General features: G+C 61.0%; 18 protein-coding genes. 9 read left to right on the top strand and 9 right to left on the bottom strand.

Features of this window, described 5'->3' with window-relative positions:
- Positions 1-58 precede the first annotated feature (58 nt).
- From PAF17_RS07485 to PAF17_RS07500, 4 genes are read left to right on the top strand one after another with little or no spacing between them, the layout of a single operon-like run.
- The gene (locus PAF17_RS07485) at positions 59-739 is read left to right on the top strand and encodes a GntR family transcriptional regulator (RefSeq protein WP_271888477.1); all 681 of its coding nucleotides are present in this window, start codon (positions 59-61) and stop codon (positions 737-739) included.
- A gap of 21 nt (positions 740-760) precedes the next feature.
- Complete coding sequence (locus PAF17_RS07490; RefSeq protein WP_271888478.1) at positions 761-1726, top strand: Bug family tripartite tricarboxylate transporter substrate binding protein; 966 nt, start codon at positions 761-763, stop codon at positions 1724-1726.
- Positions 1723-2154, top strand: coding sequence for a tripartite tricarboxylate transporter TctB family protein (locus tag PAF17_RS07495; RefSeq protein WP_271888479.1), 432 nt, complete (start codon positions 1723-1725; stop codon positions 2152-2154). Before PAF17_RS07490 ends, PAF17_RS07495 begins: the two co-directional genes overlap by 4 nt.
- 1 nt (position 2155) lies before the next feature.
- The gene (locus tag PAF17_RS07500) at positions 2156-3649 is read left to right on the top strand and encodes a tripartite tricarboxylate transporter permease (RefSeq protein WP_271888480.1); all 1494 of its coding nucleotides are present in this window, start codon (positions 2156-2158) and stop codon (positions 3647-3649) included.
- 45 nt (positions 3650-3694) lie between these two features.
- Here PAF17_RS07500 and PAF17_RS07505 read toward each other — a convergent pair whose 3' ends face one another.
- From PAF17_RS07505 to PAF17_RS07530, 6 genes are all read right to left on the bottom strand, one after another.
- Positions 3695-4690 (bottom strand): ABC transporter ATP-binding protein, encoded by a 996-nt coding sequence (locus PAF17_RS07505; RefSeq protein ID WP_271888481.1) that lies wholly within the window; start codon positions 4688-4690, stop codon positions 3695-3697.
- Positions 4687-5715 (bottom strand): Gfo/Idh/MocA family protein, encoded by a 1029-nt coding sequence (locus PAF17_RS07510; RefSeq protein ID WP_271888482.1) that lies wholly within the window; start codon positions 5713-5715, stop codon positions 4687-4689. Before PAF17_RS07510 ends, PAF17_RS07505 begins: the two co-directional genes overlap by 4 nt.
- Positions 5712-6551, bottom strand: coding sequence for a carbohydrate ABC transporter permease (locus tag PAF17_RS07515; protein WP_271888483.1), 840 nt, complete (start codon positions 6549-6551; stop codon positions 5712-5714). The genes PAF17_RS07510 and PAF17_RS07515 overlap by 4 nt, the downstream gene beginning before the upstream one ends.
- 10 nt (positions 6552-6561) lie before the next feature.
- Positions 6562-7476 carry a carbohydrate ABC transporter permease gene (locus tag PAF17_RS07520; protein WP_271888484.1) on the bottom strand — a complete coding sequence of 305 codons (915 nt, stop codon included), beginning with the start codon at positions 7474-7476 and terminating at the stop codon, positions 6562-6564.
- Between the two features lie 66 nt (positions 7477-7542).
- The gene (locus PAF17_RS07525) at positions 7543-8796 is read right to left on the bottom strand and encodes an ABC transporter substrate-binding protein (protein WP_271888485.1); all 1254 of its coding nucleotides are present in this window, start codon (positions 8794-8796) and stop codon (positions 7543-7545) included.
- Positions 8797-8827: 31 nt separating this feature from the next.
- Positions 8828-9718, bottom strand: coding sequence for an N-acetylmuramic acid 6-phosphate etherase (locus tag PAF17_RS07530; protein ID WP_271888486.1), 891 nt, complete (start codon positions 9716-9718; stop codon positions 8828-8830).
- Positions 9719-9867: 149 nt separating this feature from the next.
- Between PAF17_RS07530 and PAF17_RS07535 the strand changes: the two genes are divergently transcribed.
- Genes PAF17_RS07535 through nagA form a run of 3 tightly spaced genes read left to right on the top strand, consistent with a single transcriptional unit; the run spans position 9868 to position 12653 of the window.
- Positions 9868-10743 carry a BadF/BadG/BcrA/BcrD ATPase family protein gene (locus tag PAF17_RS07535; protein ID WP_271888487.1) on the top strand — a complete coding sequence of 292 codons (876 nt, stop codon included), beginning with the start codon at positions 9868-9870 and terminating at the stop codon, positions 10741-10743.
- Positions 10730-11479: a GntR family transcriptional regulator gene (locus tag PAF17_RS07540; protein ID WP_271888488.1), complete on the top strand. Its 750-nt coding sequence runs from the start codon at positions 10730-10732 to the stop codon at positions 11477-11479. The genes PAF17_RS07535 and PAF17_RS07540 overlap by 14 nt, the downstream gene beginning before the upstream one ends.
- Positions 11480-11507: 28 nt before the next feature.
- Positions 11508-12653, top strand: coding sequence for an N-acetylglucosamine-6-phosphate deacetylase (gene nagA / locus PAF17_RS07545; protein ID WP_271888489.1), 1146 nt, complete (start codon positions 11508-11510; stop codon positions 12651-12653).
- A 36-nt stretch (positions 12654-12689) separates the two neighbouring features.
- On the opposite strand, the gene PAF17_RS07550 is transcribed toward nagA, so the two are convergent.
- On the bottom strand, positions 12690-13607 hold the full coding sequence (locus PAF17_RS07550) for a LysR family transcriptional regulator (RefSeq protein ID WP_271888490.1): 918 nt from the start codon (positions 13605-13607) through the stop codon (positions 12690-12692).
- Between the two features lie 137 nt (positions 13608-13744).
- Between PAF17_RS07550 and PAF17_RS07555 the strand changes: the two genes are divergently transcribed.
- A complete protein-coding gene (locus tag PAF17_RS07555; RefSeq protein WP_271888491.1) occupies positions 13745-14758 on the top strand; it encodes a zinc-binding alcohol dehydrogenase family protein in 1014 nt (337 codons plus the stop codon).
- Between the two features lie 42 nt (positions 14759-14800).
- Here the strand turns inward: PAF17_RS07555 and PAF17_RS07560 are convergent, their stop codons facing one another.
- Positions 14801-16030 carry a urate hydroxylase PuuD gene (locus PAF17_RS07560; protein ID WP_271888492.1) on the bottom strand — a complete coding sequence of 410 codons (1230 nt, stop codon included), beginning with the start codon at positions 16028-16030 and terminating at the stop codon, positions 14801-14803.
- Positions 16031-16130: 100 nt separating this feature from the next.
- On the opposite strand from PAF17_RS07560, the gene PAF17_RS07565 reads away from it, so the two are divergent.
- On the top strand, positions 16131-17072 hold the full coding sequence (locus tag PAF17_RS07565; RefSeq protein WP_271888493.1) for a LysR family transcriptional regulator: 942 nt from the start codon (positions 16131-16133) through the stop codon (positions 17070-17072).
- Here the strand turns inward: PAF17_RS07565 and uraH are convergent.
- Positions 17057-17410, bottom strand: coding sequence for a hydroxyisourate hydrolase (gene uraH / locus PAF17_RS07570; RefSeq protein WP_271888494.1), 354 nt, complete (start codon positions 17408-17410; stop codon positions 17057-17059). The genes PAF17_RS07565 and uraH overlap by 16 nt on opposite strands.
- Between the last annotated feature and the right edge of the window lie 109 nt (positions 17411-17519).

The raw sequence follows: 17519 nt of genomic DNA on the forward strand, positions 1-17519 counted from the left end.
ATCGAAAGCCGTTGCATCAGAATGCCGAAGTGGTATACCAACGATGAGGGAGGCGTCAATGACCGCAGGCGAGGCAAATAATCACGACCAGCAGGATCTGTTGTCGCGGCTGCGTTTCGCGATCCTGTCGCTGGAACTGGTGCCGGGCGAGGCGGTCAGCGAACGCACGCTGGAGGCACAGTTCAACGTCTCTCGCACGCCGATCCGCGAGGCGCTGTTCCATCTTGTGCGCGACGGCCTGATCCTGCGCGAGGGGCGCAGCTACATCGTCGCGCCGTTCGACATGGCCGAGGTCGAAGAGGTGTTCGCCTTTCGCGACATCGTCGAACCCGCCGCGATCCGGCTGGCAACGCAACTGGCCACGCCCGAAGAAATCGCCGCGATCCGCGACAGCATCAATTTCAGCCATGATGAATTCACGCCGGAACGCTGGCTGAACATGGGGCTGGATTTCCATGTCCGCTGCGCCGCGCTATCGCGCAACCGCTGCCTGGAGGCCGCGCTGCAGGATGTGACCCTGCGCACCCTGCGCGCGCGCTGGCTAAGTTTTTCATCCGAGGCGGGGCGCGACAAGACTCATCGCGAACACAGCCGGATCCTTGACCTGATCGAGGCGCGCGATGCCGATGGCGCGGCGCAGGCCGTTCTGACCCATTCCGCCGAGGTCCGCCTTGAAGTGCGCGAGGCGATCGAGGACGCGCGAAAATTCGTCGGACGCCGCGGCGTCATCGGCAATTGAGATAACCAGAGGGAGGGAAACATGATCTGGAAGATGACGAAACTGAAGGCGGTCGGGCTGGCCTCGGCCATGCTGTTCGCCGCGCCTGCAATGGCGACCGAATGCATCGCCCCGGCCGATCCCGGTGGCGGCTGGGATTTCACCTGCCGCGAGGTCGGGCGCATCCTGTCCTCGGAAGGGCTGGTCGATGGCAATGTGCAGGTGACCAACATGCCCGGCGGCGTCGGTGCCGTGGCCTTCGCCAATGTCGCGGGCAAGCGTGCCGATGACGCCGAACTGCTGGTCGCCACCTCGACCGTGGGGGTGACCCAGATCGCGCAGGGCAAATACCCCGCTGGGATCGACACGATGCGCTGGCTGGCGATGCTGGGTGCGGATGTCGGCGTGATCGCCGTCGATGCCGACAGCCCGTATCAGACGCTGGACGAGCTGATGGCCGCGCTGAAAGAGGATGTGACCTCGGTCGCGACCGCCGGATCAACCGGCGCGGGTGGCTGGGACCATATCCGCCTGATGATGCTGGCGCAGGCCGCCGGGATCGAGGATATCGCCGCGATCCGCTGGGTGCAGTTCGATGGCGGCAGCCCCGCCGTGACGCAGATGATGGGCGGTCAGGTCGGCGTCGTCTCGACCGATATGGGCGAGATCAAGGGCTTTATCGAATCCGGCGACATCCGCGTTCTGGCGGTCTTGGCGGATGAGCCGATCTCGGCCTTCCCGGACCTGCCGACCGCCGTGTCGCAGGGTTATGACGTTACCGGCTATAACTGGCGCGGTTTCTATACCGGCGGCGATGTCAGCGACGAGGACTATGCCGCATGGGTCGAGCGTCTGCAAAAGCTGTATGACTCGGACGCCTGGAAAGAGGTCGCCACCAATAGCGGCCTGGAGCCCATCTGGCGCGGCGGGGACGAGTTCGCGGCCTATGTCGCCGAACAGGAACAGCAGATGGCCGAAATCTCGCGTCAGATCGGGGTCATTCAGTGACCGACCGACTGGCCGGGACGTTCTTTTTCCTGTTGGCAGCCGGATATGTCTGGCTGTCGGCAGGATATACCGCAGGCTTCGGCGATCCGCTGGGGCCTGCAATCTTTCCCCGCGTGATCGGCATTCCGATGATGATCCTTGGCCTGTCGCTGGCCATCTGGCCGCGTCACAACGCAAGCTGGTCCGACGCGGGCGGCTTGCTGCGTCAGGCGGCGGCCATCGGGCTGTTGCTGGGCTATGCGCTGCTGCTGGAACCGCTTGGCTTCGTGCCCTCCAGCTTTGCAGCGATCCTTGGGCTGTCGCTGATGATGGGCGCGCCCCCGATCAAGGGGCTGCTGACCGCCGCCATCGCCGCGCCGGGGCTGTATCTTCTGTTCGATCGGGTCATGGGGCTGCCCCTGCCGCTGATCGGGACATGGTTTACCTGACATGGATATTCTGGCTTCTCTCTGGGCGGGTTTTTCCGTCGCCGCCCTGCCGATCAATCTTGCGCTGATCATCGGCGGCTGTTTCGCGGGCACGCTGATCGGGGCCTTGCCGGGCCTTGGTCCGGTCAATGGCGTCGCGATCCTGATCCCGCTGACCTTCGCCTTCGGGCTGGATGCGACATCCTCGATGATCCTGTTGTCGGCGGTCTATTACGGCTGCATGTATGGCGGACGGATCAGCGCGATCATGCTGAACATTCCGGGCGATGAGCCGGCGATCATGACCACGCTGGACGGCTATCCCATGGCGAAAAAGGGACAGGCCGCGGATGCGCTGGCGATTTCGGGGGTGGCGTCGTTTATCGGGGCGACGCTGGCGACCGTCGGGCTGACGCTGTTTGCGCCGATGCTGGCCAAGGCCGCGATCTATTTCGGGCCAGCGGATTATTTCGCGCTGTATGTGATGGCTTTCGCCACCATCGGCGGGATCACCGGATCCGACCCGCGCAAGACGCTGTTGGCGGCGCTGCTGGGGCTGATGCTGGGCACGGTCGGACTGGACCCATCGACCGGTGTGGCGCGCTATACCTTTGGCAGCTTCCACCTGTATGACGGGTTCGACGCCATCGTCGCCCTGGTCGGTCTGTTCGCCATTTCCGAGATCCTGTTTTTCCTTGAAGGCAAGGCCCAAAGCAGCGGCCTGGTCCCGCCGGGTCGCGTCTTTCCGCGCCTGTCGCGCGTGAAAGAGGGGTTGGGCGCCAGCCTGCGCGGGTCGGTCATCGGCTTTATCGCCGGCATCCTGCCCGGTGCCGGGGCGTCGCTTGGCGCGGTCATGTCCTATAGCGCGGAAAAGCGGATCAGCGACAAGGGCAGCTTTGGTCAGGGCGATCCGCGCGGCGTCGCGGCCCCCGAGGCGGGCAACAACGCCGCCAGCGGTGGCGCGCTGATCCCGATGCTGACACTGGGTGTGCCGGGATCGGGCACCACGGCGGTGATGCTGGCAATGCTGATATCGCTGAACATCCAACCCGGACCGCTGCTGTTCCAGCGCAGCCCTGATCTGGTCTGGGGTCTGGTCGCGGCGCTGTATCTGGCCAATGTCGTCCTGTTGGTCCTGAACCTGCCCCTGATCGGCATGTTCACCCGCGTTCTGGGTCTGCCGGTCTGGGGGCTGATGCCGCTGGTCGTGGCGATCAGCTATCTGGGGGTCTATGCGATCACCCATGCAGCCTTCGATCTGCTGGTCATGGTCGGTTTCGGCATTCTGGGCTTTGTTCTGCGCAAGCTGGACTTTTCGCTGGTGCCCGTGGTGCTGGGCCTGCTGCTGGGCATGGATATGGAAAACAACCTGCGCCGCGCCCTGTCGATTTCGGGCGGCGATTTCACCATCCTTGTGCAAAGCCCGATCGCGCTGACCATCTATGTGCTGACCGGCGGTTTTCTGGTGTTGTCGCTGTATCTGTCGCGCCGCGACCGCAGCAGGACCCTTGACTGAGATCCGCCCCCGAGCGGCCCCTGAGGCCGCCGCTCGGGGGCGACTTTATGTCAGGCGATGGCCTTCGGGGTCGAAATGGAACGCCTTTTCGGGATTGTAGCCCAGATGCAAATCCTGCCCTTCGCCGATCCGATGCTGTCCGAACAGCCGCAATGTGACCTGATGCGTGTCGATCATGGCGATGACATTGGTGTCGCCGCCCAGTTCTTCGACATGGCTGACACGCGCCCTGAAGGGACCGTCACTGCTTAGAAACATGTCTTCGGGGCGCAGGCCGATGATGCGGGGATCGCCGGCCTCCAGCAAGGATGCGGGCAGAAAATTCATTGCCGGAGAACCCAGAAAACCGGCGACAAACCGGTTGACGGGATTGTTGTACAGCTCCATCGGGGTGCCGATCTGTTCGACCTTGCCATCGCGTAGCACGACGATGCGATCCGCCAGCGTCATGGCCTCGGTCTGGTCATGGGTGACATAGATCATCGAGGCGTTCAGCGCGCGGTGCAGATTGGCGATCTCCAGCCGGGTATTCATCCGCAGGGCCGCGTCCAGATTGGATAGCGGTTCGTCGAACAGGAACAGCTCGGGTTCCCGCACGATGGCGCGCCCGATCGCGACGCGCTGGCGTTGCCCGCCCGACAACTCGGCCGGATACCGGTCAAGATAATCGTCCAGGTTCAACATCCGGCTGGCCTTGGCCACGCGTTCCTCGATCACGGCGCGGGGCTGCTTTTCCTGTTTCAGCGCCAGTGTCATGTTGCCGCGCACATTCAGATGCGGATAGAGCGCGTAGCTTTGAAATACCATGGCGATGCCGCGCTTCGAGGGCGGGACGTGATCGACCTGCCGCCCCGCGATATGCACTTCGCCGGAGCTGGCGTCCTCCAGCCCCGCTATGACCCGCAGCAATGTGGATTTCCCGCAGCCCGAGGGGCCGACGAATACCACGAACTCGCCCTTTTCGACGGTCAGGCTGATATCCCTGAGGACATTGACCTTGCCAAAGGACTTGTTGACGTTCTTCAGGATCAGTGCGGTCATGTATCGGCCTTGGTCAGAGAAATAGCTGTGCCGGTGCGGATGCTTTCATCGGCGGCCAGGCAGATGGCCAGCGACTGGACCGCATCGGTCATGTGCCGCGACAGGTCCAGATCCTGTTCTATGGCACGAAGGATATAGGCCTGTTCCGCGGTGCAAAGCTGCTGGTGGTCGGGCTCGTCGGGAAGCGAGATGACCTGATCGCCATCGACATGATGCAACAGCAGCGCGCCGACCCTTGTGTGGCTGTCGATATCGGCGGAATGCGTCTGCCGGTCCGCGCGGATCGAGACCGAGCCATTGGGCGAGATGACGTCTTTGACGAAATGCGCGGTTTCCGACATCATCGGACCCCAGCCGGCCTCGTACCAGCCGACAGAGCCGTCGGCAAAGACAACCTGGAACTGGCCGTAATTATACATCTGCTCTGAAATCTCGCCGCTCAGGCGCAGGCCGATCCCGTGAACCCTGACCGGCACGGCGTCGGTGATCTGGCACATGACATCGACATAATGGACACCGCAATCGACAATGGGCGAGGTCGTCCGCATCAGCGATTTATGGGTTTCCCATTCCGCGCCGCTGCTTTGCTGGTTCAGGTTCAGGCGAAAGACATAGGGGCCGCCAAGGTCGCGGGCCTCGCGCACAAGGCGGATCCATGACGGGTGGTGGCGCAGGATATAACCGACAACCAGCTTGCGCCCCAGATCCCGTGCCGTGGACAAGACGCGTTCCGCATCCGCGACAGTCGTTGCCAGCGGCTTTTCGACAAAGACATGGGCACCGGCGCGCATGGCCTGACAGGCGTAATCGGCATGGCTGTCGGAATAGGTGGCGATGACGACAAGATCTGGCTTCTGGGCCAGCCCCTGATCAAACGAGTGATAGCGCGGATAGCCCTGCAGCTCGGGTGGCAGGGCAATGTCCGAGCGGTTCACCAGCCCGACGATCTGTGATCCAAGCCGATGATGAGCGATGGCATGGGTCAGCCCCATATTGCCCAATCCGACGATCAATACACGGGTCATTTTACGGCTCCCGAGGTCAGGCCGCGGATCAGTTGCCGCGAGAAGATGGCGTAAAGCACCAGCACCGGAATGATCGCCATGGACAGCGCCGCCAGAACGGCATTCCAGTTGGTGACATACTGGCCAATGAAGATCTGCGATCCAAGCGTCAGCGTCTTCACATGCTCGGCCGGGGTCAGGATCAGCGGAAACCACAGATCGTTCCAGATCGGGATCATGTTGAACACCGCCACGGTCGCCATGGCCGGGCGCACCAATGGCAGCACCAGACGCAGGAAGATGGTATATTCGCTCAGCCCGTCAATGCGCCCGGCATCCTTCAGATCGGCGCTGACCTGGCGCATGAATTCGGACAGGATGAAGATCGCCAGCGGCAGCCCCTGCGCGGTATAGACAAGGATCAGCGCCCAAAGCGAATTGACCAGCCCCGCGGCGACCATCATTTCCAGAATGGCAACCGTGCCGATGCGGATCGGGATCATGATGCCCAGGGCCATGTACAGCCCCAGAAGCCTATTCCCCCGGAACCGGTATTCCGACAGCGCATAAGCCGCCATCGCCCCGAACAGCAGGATGAAGAACAGCGATCCGACGGTCACGATCATCGAGTTCTGGAAGTAAAGTGGAAAGTCGCCTTGCGACATTACCGTCTGGAAGCCGATCAGCGAAAAGCTTTCGCTGTCGGGCAGGGCCAGCGGCGCGCGGAAGATCGCCTTGCGCTCTTTGAAACTGTTGATGACGATGACAAAGACCGGAAACAGCGCCACCAGCGTATAGGCGATCAGGGCGCCATGCATGGCCAGCGCAGTCAGGCCGTTCCTGCGGGTCATGTTCATCCGGCCACCCTCATAGCTGGTATCGCCGCATGCGGGTCTGGATCGCGAACAGATAGATGCTGACGCCCAGCAGGATGATCGCGAACATCGCGCCCGCAATCGCCGATCCCATGTGGGGATCGCCCAGTTGCAGCTGGAATCCGAAGAAGGTGCGATACATGAATGTGCCAAGGATGTCGGTCGAGAAATCCGGCCCCGCCAGGGCACCCTGGGCAACGTATATCAGGTCGAATGCGTTGAAATTGCCCACGAAAGTCAGGATCGAGATGATGCCGATCGTCGGCAGGATCAGCGGCAGCTTGATTTTCCAGAAGGCAGAGATTCCGGTGATGCCGTCGATCTCTCCGGCCTCGACGATCTCTTCGGGGATGGTGATCAGCGCGGCATAGGTCAGCATCATCGGAATGCCGATGAACTGCCAGACCGAGATCAGCGCAAGGGTGGTCAGGGCGTATTCCTCCTTGCCCAGCCACGGCGCATAGAGAAATTTCAGCCCCACCGCATCCAGCATCGACGGCGCGATCCCCCAGATCGGCGACAGGATCAGCTTCCACGCAAAGCCGACGATGACGAAGCTGAGGATGGTCGGAATGAAGATGGCCGAACGATACAACGCCGCGAAGCGCAGGCGCGGGTGGCTGAGGATCGCGGCCAGCGCGATGCCGATCGGGTTCTGGACCAGCATGTGGATCAGGAAAAACCAGAAATTATTGGCAAGCGCGTTCCAGAACTGTTCCGACCAGTTCGGGTCCAGAAACAGGGTCTGGAAGTTCTGCAAGCCGACAAAGACCTGCTGCTGTTCGATCTTGCTGAACAGCGCCAGCCTGAGCGTGTTGAACAGCGGAAAGACCATGACCGCCGAATAGACCGCCACAGCGGGGGCAAGAAAGATCGGGATATGCCAGCGTATGCGCGGTCGGGACATGGGTTCCCCTTGTGCGAAACGGGGCGGGCAGCCTGGCGCCGCCCGCGTCCTTGGGATGTGGAAGGATTACTGCTGGGGCGCGTACCAGCTGGCCAGCCCTTCCTGCAGGCTTGCGCCAAGTTCTTCGGGGGTGCTGGTGCCCTTGATCGCCGCGGCCGCTGCGCCCCAGGTCTCGTTTTCCAGATTGGGCGTGCCGCGCGACAGGATCTGATAGGTCGAGCGGATCGTCGATTCACAATCGGCGCGCCAGCTGGCAAATTGCTGCGCCAATGGATCCTCCAGCTCGACCGGTGTGTCAGACAGCGGGAAGAAGCCCGGCAACGCATTGCCGAAGATTGTCGCGAATTCCGGGCTGGCCACCCATGCAAGGAAGGTTCTGGCCGCTTCCGGGTGGTTGCTGGCCGCGTTCATGCCGATGCCGATATCGGTGTGATCAGAGATATAGCAGGTGTCGCCGGCCTCCATCACAGGCGGCTTGAATGCGCCCATCTCGAAATCGGCCTGTTCGTTGAATCCCGGGATTTCCCAGGAACCGGCCGGATAGATGGCCGCGCGCCCCAGCGTGAAGATATTCTGACTGTCGGGATAGGTCTGGGCTTCGAACCCGTCACCAAGATAGTCGCGCCAGCGTGCCAGCGTCGCATAGGGTGCAACCCATTGTTCGTCCGTCAGCTTCTGCTCGCCGGAAATCAGGGCAAGCCGACCTTCTTCGCCTTTCCAGTAAGTCGGCCCGATATTGTTGTATCCCATCGTCGCCGCTTCCCATTGGTCATTGGTGCCCATGGCCATGGGGATATAATTTCCGTCCTCTTTGATCGTATCGAGCACGGCAAAGAATTCGGCTTCGGTCGTGGGAACTTCAAGCCCGAGTTCCGCGAAGGCGTCCTTGTTGTAGATGAAGCCGTGGATCACCGATGCCATCGGAACGCAGAAGGCGGCCGATCCGTCGTCGGTTTGCCAAGCGGATTTGGCCACGTCCGAAAAGTTCGACATCGCCTCGATATCGCTCAGATCCGCAAGATGCCCGGCCTCATACAGCGCCAGCGATGCGTCGAAGGGGCGGCAGGTAATCAGATCGCCCGCCGATCCGGCATCCAGCTTGGAGTTCAGCGCGGCATTGTATTCCGCAGGCGCCGAGGGCGTGAAACGCAGCTTGATGCCGGGATGCTCAGCCTCGAATGCAGGGATGATCTTTTCCTGCCACAGCGACAGATCGTCGTTGCGCCAGCTTTCAATGGTCAGGGTGACATCCTGGGCGAACGCGCCGGTTGCCGTCAATGCGGTGCCCAGCAAAGCGATCCCGATGGTGGTTCTGGTCATGTCAGTTTCTCCCGGTCGGACATATTATTGTTTATTTATTGTTATGGTTTTTCAGTGCCACACGCAGATTTCCCCGTGCGGTTTCAAGGCGTGCCCCTGCCGCCTGAAGCGACAGCGAATGCGCGGCCATCAGGACGGCCAGCTTCACGTTGCCATCCGCAGATTGCAGTGCTGTCGCCGCGCTTTCAGAATCCGCTGCGGCGATATGGGCGACCATGGCTTGGGCACGTTGGCGCAGCTTGGCATTGTCGGCATGCAGGTTGACCATCATGCCGTCATGCACATGGCCCAGCTCGACCGCCATTGCCGTCGACAATGTGTTCAACGCGATCTTTTGGGCTGTCGCGGCGCCAAGGCGGGTCGACCCGGATACCAGTTCGGGCGGCGTTGGCAGCAGGATGGCGACATCGGCCATTTGCAGCAGCGGCGCGCCGGGATTGTTGGCAATGGCGATCAGGCGCACGCCGTTCCGGCGCGCGATCCGTGCCGCCTGCAACGTAAAGGGCGTAGTGCCGCTGGCCGATACGGCAATGATGGTATCATTCGGTCCGGTCTGCAGGTTGCGTTCGATTTCGTCGGTCGCATCTTCGGTATCGCCGGGCATTTCGACCCCATCCGGCAGGCCGCCCGCCATATGGATGCGCAGCCTGTTCGGCGGGATCGAGAAGGTTCCACCCAGCTCTTGTACATCGGCGGCCGCCATCAGACCCGAGGAGCCCGCGGCAACATAGTGCAATACGCCGTCATTGCGCAGCGTATCGGCCATCAGACGCGCGCCGATAGCAATTTCCCGCGCGGCATCCAGTGCCGCATTCGCAGCATCGCATTGTGCACGCACCAGTTGCCGGGCGATCACGTCCAGAGGTCGCGCATCCAGGCCGACGGCATTCATGTGCAGTTGCTCTGTGGTGGCGGCAGCCAAGTGATTCTTCCCTTTCTGTCGCCATCACGATACCTATATAATACCACCTGTCCAACATTTTTTGAAAGCTGCGCATGTTGGCGGGTTGTCATTGAAATGGGCATTTAATTGGTATACTAAATTACAAGTTGGTGTTTTATTGGACTGCTATGCTTGATCCTTTGGAAAATGCCGTGATCGCGATTGATGGTGGGGGATCGCGCTGTCGTCTGGCATGTCGCACGGCCGAAAGGTTGTTCCATGTCGAAACCGGACCGGCGAACGCGTTTTCCGATTTCGACGGTGCGGTGACGCAGGTCACGGCGGGGCTGATGCAACTGGCAGCGCAGATCGGAATCGATTTTGCGGATGTGGTGCGCTTCCCTGCATTCATTGGTTTGGCGGGGGTTGTCAGTCCGGAAATTGCCAGCCGTCTGCGCAGGCATATGCCCTTCACGGTCATGCGGATCGCTGATGATCGTCCTGCGGCGTTGCGCGGGGCATTGGGCATGCAGGACGGGGCGATCGCGCATTGCGGCACCGGCTCTTTCTTTGCGGGCCAGCGCGGCGGCACTGCCTGCCTTGCGGGCGGGTGGGGCGCGGTTCTGGGTGACGAAGCATCGGCGAAATGGATCGCGCATCATGCGCTTGCCGCTGTCTTGCAGTCTGTTGACGGCATGGGCGCGCCTTCGGCTTTGACGGATCGGTTGCTGGATGAACTGGGCGGACCTGCGGGAGTGCTGACATTCGCAAGCCGATCCGGCCCGGCGGAAATTGCGGCGCTCGCCCCCCGCGTTACCGAGGCGGCAGCCAAGGGCGATCAGGTTGCACGAGGCATCATGCATCAAGGCGCAGGACATATCGTCGCGATGCTCGGGGCCATGCAGTGGCAGCCGGACACCAGATTGTGCCTGACCGGTGGCGTAGGCCCGCACTATCGGCCATATCTGCCGCCGGAACTGGAACGCGTCGTTGATACCCCGCTTGGTGAGCCACTTGATGGGGCGGTGGCGCTGGCGCAGGAGGTGAGCCGTGAATATAGCTGAGTATTTGGCACCTGCTGGCTGGTTCGTCCGGAACGGCGGCCCCCGATATGTTCAGCTGCGTCAGCGTCTTGTGGACGGGATCGAGGCCGGAATCCTGACGCCCAACAGTTCGTTGCCTCCCGAGCGCGAGCTGGCAGAGATCACGGAATTGTCGCGGGTGACGGTTCGCAGGGCGATACATGACCTTGTGCGCGATGGCCTGATCGAGCAACGTCAGGGGTCGGGATCCTTCGTGCGCGATCGCGTGGGCCGGGTCGAACAATCGCTGTCGCATCTGACCTCGTTCACCGAAGATATGGCGCGCCGGGGCGTTCAAACATCGTCGCGATGGCTGGAACGGGGCATGTTTCAGGCCTCGACGGATGAGGTCGAGGTGTTGGGGCTTGCGCCTGGTGATCAGGTGTCACGCATCTATCGCCTGCGCGAGGCCGACGGCAAACCGCTGGCGCTGGAACGGGCGACCTTGCCGCTGGACATCCTGTCGAACCCGACCGAGATCACCACCTCGCTCTACGAGGTTCTGGCCGCTGCGGGGCGGCGCCCGGTGCGCGCGATCCAGAAAATCTCGGCCGTGAACATAGCTGCCCGCGAAGCCGAGCTGTTGCGGGTGCAGGAAGGGGCGGCAGGGCTGCGGATTCAGCGTATTTCCTATCTGTCCGATGGCCGCATCGCCGAGCTGACCAGATCGCTGTATCGGGGCGATGCCTATGATTTCGTCGCCGAGCTGAATCATTGAAACGCCGCGGACACAAGGACGCCTCGATATGGGCCAGTCTACCCTGATCTATCACAACGGACCGATTTTCGACGGAAGCCGGCTGCACCATCACGCCTTCGCACAGTTCGAAGATGGTGTTCTGGCACGGATTGGCCGCTGGGATGAATTGCCTGCGCAGGGGCGGTCGATTGATTTGCGCGGGGACATTCTAAGCATTGGCTATGTCGATCTTCAGGTGAATGGCGGTGCCGGTCTCATGTTCGGTGACGATGTCTCGGTTGAGGCGCTGGGGCGCATGGCGGCGGCGCATCGAAAACTGGGCGTGACGCATGTGCTGCCGACCCTGATAACCGACACGCCGCGGGCCACGCGCGCAGCCATCGATGTGGCAATTGCCGCGATAGCCGCCAATGTACCGGGGGTCGCGGGACTGCATCTGGAAGGGCCGCATCTTTCACTGGCCCGCAAGGGCGCGCATGATGCGCAGTTGATCCGCCCGATGGGTGCCGACGATTTGCGCAACCTGATCATGGCCGCTGCGGATCTGCCATGCCTCATGGTCACGGTGGCCCCTGAAAACGTGACCGAGGCACAAGTCGCCGCGCTGGCCCGCGCGGGTGTCATCGTTTCGCTGGGTCATAGTGACGCCGGGTATGACACCTGCCAGCGCTATTTCAGGGCAGGTGCGCGATGCGCGACGCATTTGTTCAATGCCATGAGCCAGCTGAACAGCCGTGAACCGGGGCTGGTTGGGGCCGCGCTGTCCTGTGGCGGGGTGCATGCGGGGTTGATCGCGGATGCCGTGCATGTCCATCCTGCCACGATCCGTCTTGCCTGGCAGGCGAATTCGGAGCCGGGGCGATTGTTTCTGGTCAGCGATGCGATGGCCGTTGCCGGCACGGATCTTGATCGGTTCGCGCTGGGGGGGCGGTGCATCAACAGGCGCGACGGACAATTGCGACTGGATGACGGCACATTGGCCGGGGCCGATCTGGATCTGACCACGGCCGTGTCTGTTCTGGTCAACAAGATCGGGGTGCCATTGCAAGATGCGTTGCGCGCAGCAACCACGGTGCCGGCCCGGTTTTGCGGGTTCGAGGATGTGGCGATGGCACCGGGAACAACCCGTCTCGACCAGCTGAACCGGATTTCTGCGAATCTGACGGCCGTTGCGCCACAGAACATGATCTGAGATCAGCTTATTGACGGTATGGAGTCAGGGGGCTGTTCAGGGGCGGGGCTCTTGTGCGATGTCGGATTTCTTGCGTGCGATCGCGGCTGCAATCGCATCGGCAAGGGCGCGAACACGACGGGGCTGGGCACGGCCCGGCGGGAACATCATCTGCAGTGGTTTGGGCGGCGCCGAATATTCCTCCAGCAGGGCAATCAGTTTGCCCGTCCGGAGGTCTTCGGCCACGTCCAGTTCCGATTTCAGGATAATTCCATGCCCCTCGCGCGCCCATTGCCGCACCAATGCGCCGTCATTCGTGGTCATGCTGCCGCGAACCGGGATCGACTTTGATGATTTCTCGGACCCGAAATGCCAGATATTGTCCAGAACCGTGCCAAGCCGCATGATTAGACAGTTGTGCTGCGCCAGGTCTTCGGGCTGCCGAGGCACACCATGCGCGTCGACATAGCGTTGCGCGGCGCAGACGATACGGCGATATGCCCCAAGGCTGCGCGTGCGCAGGGTGCTGTCGGTGATCTTGCCAAACCGCAAGGCCAGATCGAAACCCTGACCCACGATGTCGACATAGCCATCCGACAGGAACAGCTCGATTGCGATGGCGGGATGCTGTCTGGTGAAATCCGAGATCGCATCGGCCACGACGCTGCTGCCCAGATCAATGGGGGCGCTGATCCTGATCGGACCGGACAGGGTTTCGGCGCCATGGCGTATGCGCGTATCCAGATCCCCCAGCTCGGCCAGCAGCATTTTCGCGCCTTGTTGCAGAATGCGGCCTTCGTCAGTCAGGCTGATCGAACGTGTCGTGCGGTTGAACAGCACCACGCCGTAATGGGCTTCAAGCGCGGCAAGGCGTTCGGAAACGGTGGTCGGCGACAGGCCGGCTTCGCGTCCTGCGGCGACAAGGCTGCCCTTTTCCGCGATGGTCAGAAAGAGCCGTATGTTCTCGATCAGCATTATATGGATATTCCGGATTATCAATTCGAATGATGCCTGTTTATCCGGCCAAGTCCAGCGCGTAATTCCGGTCACAAGTGGTCAGGTCATCTGCGATGTGCAGACGGCAGGGAACAGCAACAAGGAAAGATTGTGACATGAAAGCCATCGGCTATACCCAGAACGGTGCGATTGATCGCAAAGATGCGTTGCTTGATCTGGAAGTCGACAAGCCGGTTGCAACCGGCCACGACATCCTGGTCAAGATTGCTGCGGTATCGGTCAATCCCGTCGATACCAAGATTCGCCAGGCACGCCCGGCGGCAAACGATGCGGCGGCCATTCTGGGCTGGGATGCCGTGGGCGAGGTCGTCGGGCTGGGCGATCAGGTCGATCAGTTCAAGATTGGCGATCAGGTCTGGTATGCGGGGGCGATCAATCGCCCGGGCACCAACTCGGAATATCATCTGGTCGATGCGCGGATCGTCGGGCAGGCCCCCGGGACAATTGCGCCATCGGCGGCGGCTGCGCTGCCCTTGACCAGCCTGACTGCGCAAGAGATGATCTTTGACCGGTTGAAGGTGACACAACCGGTGCCGGGCGCGGCCAATGCGATCGTGATCATTGGCGGTGCGGGCGGCGTGGGATCGATCGCGATCCAGCTTCTGCGCCAGCAGACGGACCTGACGATTATCGCGACGGCCTCGCGGCCTGAAACGCAGGAATGGGTCCGGGAACTGGGCGCGCATCACGTCGTGGACCACAGCAAACCCCTGCCGGAACAAATCGCGGCTTTGGGGATCGGCGCGCCCGCCTTTGTGTTTTCTACGAACTACTCGGAAACCTATGTGCCCCAGATTGCGGAACTGATCGCACCGCAGGGCCGGTTCGGACTGATCGACGATCCCCAGGGGTTGGATATTCTACCGTTGAAGGCGAAAGCCGTCTCGATCCACTGGGAGCTGATGTTCACCCGGTCCCTGTTCACGACCGAGGATATCGCACGCCAAGGTGAAATCCTGAACCTTGTGGCCGGCATGATCGACGCGGGGCATATCCGGTCTACGGCTACGGAAAGCTTTGGCACGATCAACGCGCAGAACCTGAAACGCGCCCATGCTTTGATCGAAAGCGGCAAGGCCAAGGGCAAGATCACCCTCGAAGGTTTTTGACGTTCTTTGCTGCCGCGTCTGGCCGTGCTGGACGCGGTGGCCCTATTTCCGGGCTTCCTTGACCCAGGTGGAAATGACACGCCGCGAGTCCTCGTCCATCTGAACCGCGTTGGGCGGGGGCATTGCGTGGCTGCGCCCGGCCTGAAGATAGATCTGGTTGGCATGGCGCGCGACATCGCCGGGTGTTTCCAGATAGACGCCCTTGGGTGCCCAGTGCATGTTTTCCCAGACCGGTTCGCGGGCGTGACACATTGAACAATGCCCGACCACCGTATCGTATGCGTCATCAAACCCGGCGGCCGAGGCATATTTCTGTTCCTGCGCCGTCAGCTCGCGGGCTTCGGCCTCGTCCCATGTTTCGCCGGGTTGGGCGGTCGAAAGCCATGCGATCACGATCATCAGAACAACCGTCACGGCCCATGTCCAGTTCGGCCCCGCCCCGGTTTTGTGCATGGTGTTGAAATAATGCCGGATGGTCACGCCGGTCAGGAAGATCAGGCTGGCGATGATCCAGGAATATTCGGTGGCGAAGGCCAGCGGATAGTGGTTCGACAGCATCAGAAAGACGACGGGCAGGGTCAGATAGTTGTTATGGGTCGAACGCACCTTGGCAATCTTGCCATATTTGGCATCGGGCGTGCGACCGGCCTTCAGATCTGCGACGACGATGCGCTGGTTCGGCATGATCTGGAAGAATACATTGGCGGTCATGATCGTCGCTGTGAACGCGCCCAGATGCAGCAACGCCGCGCGTCCGGTGAAGATCTGATGGTAACCCCATGACATAACCACCAGAATCGCAAACAACAGCAACATCAGAACGGTCGGATATTCGCTGAGCTTCGATTTACACATCGCATCATAGGCCAGCCAGCCGATCGTCAGCGATCCGCCCGAGATCAGGATACCCTGCCACAGCGACAGATCCGCCTTGGTCGGATCCAGCAGGAACAATTCGCCCCCGACCCAATAGATGATCATCAACAGCGCGGCACCGGACAGCCACGTCGTATAGCTTTGCCATTTATGCCAGGTCAGGTGCTCGGGCATGCGTTCGGGGGCAACAAGGTATTTCACGGTGTGATAGAAACCGCCGCCGTGGACCTCCCATTCCTCGCCATAGGCACCTTTGGGCAAGGCGTCATTGGGCTTCAGCATCAGATCAAGCGCGATAAAGTAAAACGACGCGCCAATCCACGCCATGGCGGTGATCACATGCAGCCAACGGACCGAAAACGCGATCCAGTCCCACAGAATTGCCACATCAAACATGGCGCCCCCCAAAAGTGATTGTCTTGCTTGCAGTCTAGGCGACATATGCTTGTTCTGGTATTGCTAAGAGAAATCAAGCAGCATCAAAAAAATCAGAACAATGTCCTATCTCGACAATATCCGCACCTTCGTTCGTGTCTATGAACTGGGCAGCATGTCTGCGGCAGGTCGGGATCTGCGCATTTCCCCGGCAGTGACGTCATCGCGGATTTCGCAACTGGAAGAGCATCTGGGCGTGCGTCTGTTTCAACGCACGACGCGCAGCCTGACCCCGACAGAACAGGGGCAATCCTTTTATCGGGGCGCGACGGAAATTCTTGAGGCCGTCGAAAGCGCCGAGGCGCAAATTACCAATATCACCGAAAACCTGCGGGGGTCGCTATATGTGGCGGCGCCCCTTGGTGTGGGACGTCGGTTGATTGCGCCGCAAGTACCTGATTTTCTTAAGGAATACCCAGAGGTGAATGTGCGTCTGCGCTTGACGGATCGCAAGGTGGATCTGACCACCGAAGGGCTGGATCTGGCCTTTTTCCTGGGGCAGCCCGAGGATAGCAATCTGCGTATCCGCAAGATCGCGGATGTCGAACGGATATTGTGCGCCTCGCCCGAATATATCGAAAGACAGGGCATGCCCGACAGCGGCGATGACCTGATTTCAGGCGGTCACGAATGCCTCAGCCTGCGGTTTCCCGGAGCCACCGAATTCCAATGGCGGTTGATTACCCCGTCGGGTCCGAAAAGGTTTCGGGTTTCGGGGCGCTATGAATCGGATGATGGCGATGTGTTGACCGACTGGGCCCTGGCCGGGCAGGGGGTGGCGATGAAGCCACGTTTTGAAATCGCCGAACACCTGCAATCAGGTGCCTTGGTGCCGGTGGCCGAACAAACGCCGCCCGAACCGATTCAAATGGCGTGCCTGTTCACCCATCGCCGCCGGCAGGATCCCAAGACCCGCCTGTTCATGGAATTCATGGTCGACCGAATCGCCACCACCATCAAGGCCACGGATGTCGGCCGAAAGGTCGTTCAGCTGCCCCGATAGGTTGAAAACCCGAACGGAGAAAGCAGCAGGGGCACGTGATAATGCGAAGGCTCGGACATGCCGAACCTGATCGGTATGATGTTCAGAAAGCGCGGGGTTTCAGGTGGGATGCCGATTTCGTCCAGATAGGCCCCGGCATGAAAGACCAGTTCGTATTCGCCGATGGCGAACTCTGATTCCGGCAGGATCTGTTCGTTGGTACGCCCGTCATCATTGGTGGTCAGGGTCTTTAGCAGTTCGCGCGTCTCGCCGGTGATGCGGAACAGTTCGATTTTCAGCCCCTGCGCAGGACATCCGCGCGCGGTGTCCAGAACATGTGTCGTAAGATAGCCGGCCATTTCGTGCACCTTTGCATGGATTTTCCACATTTCTAGGCTGATTGCCCGTGAAGAGGCAAAGCCCGACTGTCCGAAGGCTCCTTTCGGAATTTTTTGAAAACTATACTGG

Source organism: Paracoccus onchidii, from assembly GCF_028294535.1.
Classification (GTDB): domain Bacteria; phylum Pseudomonadota; class Alphaproteobacteria; order Rhodobacterales; family Rhodobacteraceae; genus Paracoccus; species Paracoccus onchidii.

Bases quoted from the DNA above. Each gene is read 5' to 3' on its own strand.
- PAF17_RS07505 (WP_271888481.1), bottom strand. From the start codon at position 4,690: ATGACCGCACTGATCCTGAAGAACGTCAACAAGTCCTTTGGCAAGGTC.
- PAF17_RS07490 (WP_271888478.1), top strand. From the start codon at position 761: ATGATCTGGAAGATGACGAAACTGAAGGCGGTCGGGCTGGCCTCGGCC.
- PAF17_RS07510 (WP_271888482.1), bottom strand. From the start codon at position 5,715: ATGACCCGTGTATTGATCGTCGGATTGGGCAATATGGGGCTGACCCAT.
- PAF17_RS07535 (WP_271888487.1), top strand. From the start codon at position 9,868: ATGCTTGATCCTTTGGAAAATGCCGTGATCGCGATTGATGGTGGGGGA.
- PAF17_RS07525 (WP_271888485.1), bottom strand. From the start codon at position 8,796: ATGACCAGAACCACCATCGGGATCGCTTTGCTGGGCACCGCATTGACG.
- PAF17_RS07565 (WP_271888493.1), top strand. From the start codon at position 16,131: ATGTCCTATCTCGACAATATCCGCACCTTCGTTCGTGTCTATGAACTG.
- PAF17_RS07500 (WP_271888480.1), top strand. From the start codon at position 2,156: ATGGATATTCTGGCTTCTCTCTGGGCGGGTTTTTCCGTCGCCGCCCTG.
- PAF17_RS07485 (WP_271888477.1), top strand. From the start codon at position 59: ATGACCGCAGGCGAGGCAAATAATCACGACCAGCAGGATCTGTTGTCG.
- nagA (WP_271888489.1), top strand. From the start codon at position 11,508: ATGGGCCAGTCTACCCTGATCTATCACAACGGACCGATTTTCGACGGA.
- PAF17_RS07520 (WP_271888484.1), bottom strand. From the start codon at position 7,476: ATGTCCCGACCGCGCATACGCTGGCATATCCCGATCTTTCTTGCCCCC.
- PAF17_RS07515 (WP_271888483.1), bottom strand. From the start codon at position 6,551: ATGAACATGACCCGCAGGAACGGCCTGACTGCGCTGGCCATGCATGGC.
- PAF17_RS07555 (WP_271888491.1), top strand. From the start codon at position 13,745: ATGAAAGCCATCGGCTATACCCAGAACGGTGCGATTGATCGCAAAGAT.
- PAF17_RS07560 (WP_271888492.1), bottom strand. From the start codon at position 16,030: ATGTTTGATGTGGCAATTCTGTGGGACTGGATCGCGTTTTCGGTCCGT.
- PAF17_RS07550 (WP_271888490.1), bottom strand. From the start codon at position 13,607: ATGCTGATCGAGAACATACGGCTCTTTCTGACCATCGCGGAAAAGGGC.
- uraH (WP_271888494.1), bottom strand. From the start codon at position 17,410: ATGGCCGGCTATCTTACGACACATGTTCTGGACACCGCGCGCGGATGT.